The sequence below is a fragment of the Allocoprococcus comes genome (assembly GCF_013300725.1).
GTDB classification, from domain to species: Bacteria; Bacillota; Clostridia; order Lachnospirales; family Lachnospiraceae; genus Allocoprococcus; species Allocoprococcus comes_A.
Genome location: NZ_JAAIMM010000088.1, coordinates 1 through 1,196, shown reverse-complemented (window position 1 = coordinate 1,196; position 1,196 = coordinate 1). Strand labels below are relative to the sequence as shown.

The 1,196-nt window shown below is 45.4% G+C and carries 2 protein-coding genes; both read left to right on the top strand.

What is annotated here, in order from left to right:
* A partial coding sequence (locus tag G4407_RS16120; protein ID WP_173689689.1) for a hypothetical protein occupies positions 1–239 on the top strand: 239 nt, incomplete at its 5' end.
* Positions 240–268: 29 nt separating this feature from the next.
* Positions 269–1,196, top strand: a 928-nt coding sequence (locus G4407_RS16115) for a lysozyme family protein (protein WP_173689688.1), incomplete at its 3' end; no start/stop codon positions are given.

Below are 1,196 nucleotides of genomic sequence, written 5' to 3'. Positions count from 1 at the left end.
ACCAGAAATATTGTAGAACATCTGCCAATATGTGTCCGGCTATTGAGTTTTCTATTCATGATCCAGAATCAATTTATTCAGACATGGAATATCCATTACCGTTGTCATCAAAAGACAGGGGAGACTTGGAACTTGTGCCATATTACAACGAACATCCACTGGTAAATGAGGCAATCAGACAGGTGGAGCAGTTGCAGAAACAGCAGGAAAAAAAGAAACATCGGGATGTTGCCCGATGAGATAAGAGATACGGAAAGAGGGTGACCGGATGAAAGATATCAAGGAACGGGTAAGGGATAAGAATCCGAAGATTCGAAATCCGGCTGCCCGACTTCCGAAAGAACTGGTTCGCTCAGCGGTTCTGGAAGCAAAAGAAAAGCCAAGGGAACTACATGAAAAAAGCAGTGGGCAGTCAGAATCCCCAACACAGTATGGAACTGAAAAAATAGAATCCGTACAGTACAGAGCGGCGAGTGTGGCAGGAAAAAGTATAGGGAAAACCACATATCAAGGTGGAAAAAAACTTGCTGGAGTGACCTACAGGAAGATAAAGGAAAGAAAAAGCAGACAGGAAGAAGCGAAAGCTGCCGAAGAAGCAATGGAGCAGGGGGCAGAAAGCGGAAAGAAATTAATCAAGTTGAAACCGGAGCAGGCAGCACTTGCCAAGGAGAATGGTAAACGGCAGGTGAAAGCAGCACCGAGAGTGGTAAAAGTATCCGGTCTGTCTCAAGAAAAAATAAAGACACAGGCATCCATGCAGAAACAGCAGATGGAAAAAAGTCTTCAGGCGATGCAGAAAGCAAGAGCAGCCCAGATGGCAAGAAAGTCAGCACAGGCATCGGCAGAAAGTGGAAAAGCAGTCCTTCAGGTAACTGGAAAGGGTTCAAAGTTATCCGTACAGGGAATTACAGCAGCGATTCAAAAAGGGGTAGTAGCTCTTGAAAAAATGGGAAAATGGATTGCTGCCGGAGGTAGTGCATTTCTTCTGGTATTTATTCTGATTGTGGGAATCATTGCAGGAGCAGCTTTCAGCAGTAATTCGGAAAGCTCCGAATCCCTAAGTGAAGAAGTGCTTGCGTATACTTCTGTGATACAGCAGTATGCATCCCAATACGGCATTCCGGAATATGTGTCTGCGATACAGGCCATCATGATGCAGGAATCTGGAGGCAGGGGAACAGACCCGATGCAGTGTT